This is a genomic window from Dietzia sp. DQ11-38-2 (assembly GCF_014145055.1).
In the GTDB taxonomy this organism is placed as follows: Bacteria; Actinomycetota; Actinomycetes; order Mycobacteriales; family Mycobacteriaceae; genus Dietzia.
This window is the reverse complement of record NZ_JAALDW010000496.1, coordinates 353-1,014: the sequence shown is the minus strand read 5'-3', so window position 1 is coordinate 1,014 and position 662 is coordinate 353. Positions and strand designations below refer to the sequence as shown.

1 protein-coding gene is annotated in these 662 nt (G+C 70.7%); it reads right to left on the bottom strand.

The window, feature by feature from the left end:
- Nucleotides 1-275 precede the first annotated feature (275 nt).
- On the bottom strand, nt 276-662 hold a 387-nt coding region (locus G6026_RS15595), incomplete at its 5' end, for a DUF6328 family protein (RefSeq protein ID WP_241728131.1).

The window sequence follows — 662 nt, the reverse complement described above, 5'->3', positions numbered from 1 at the left end:
CGGCACCCGGCGCAGCGGATTACGGCCGAGCCCGTCGGCGGTCAGCGCCGCACGTTGGCCGGACCACTCGCGCAGCGCCGCGTCCAGTCGGGTGCGGGCCTGCTCGGCGGCAGCGTTCTGATGCCGGTCTACGGAACCGGAGTACATCCCCATCGCCGACATGGGCTACGGCCACCTCCCCTGCGCTGACGCGGGCCGGGTCATGGCCCATTGTCCCACCCGCAGATTGTCCCACCCGCAGATGACGACGCCGTGTCATCGGCGTACGCAGGTGCTCATCCCGCGTAGTACGGGGTGGTCGCGGCGCGATGGCGGACCCGGGCGGGCAGGACGAACAGCATGGCGGTCACGAGGACCGCCATCACCGCCGCGGCCACGAGCCCCGCCACCGGCCCGACCACCAGCGAGAACACCAGCGCGGCGAGGCCCACCAACGCGATCGACAGCATCGCCAGACCGACCCGGGCGAGTGTTGCGGACAACTGCAACACCCTGTCCTTGCGGTGGGAGCGGAACACCGCGCGGTGGATCATCACCGGAGCCAGCAGCACCACCGTCGACGCGAGCGCAAGCGTCAGGACCACCAGGTAGAGGGCTCTGCCGCTGGCTCCGATGTCGGCGAAACGGTCCTGGAACGGCACCACCAGCAGGAAGCCGGTGAG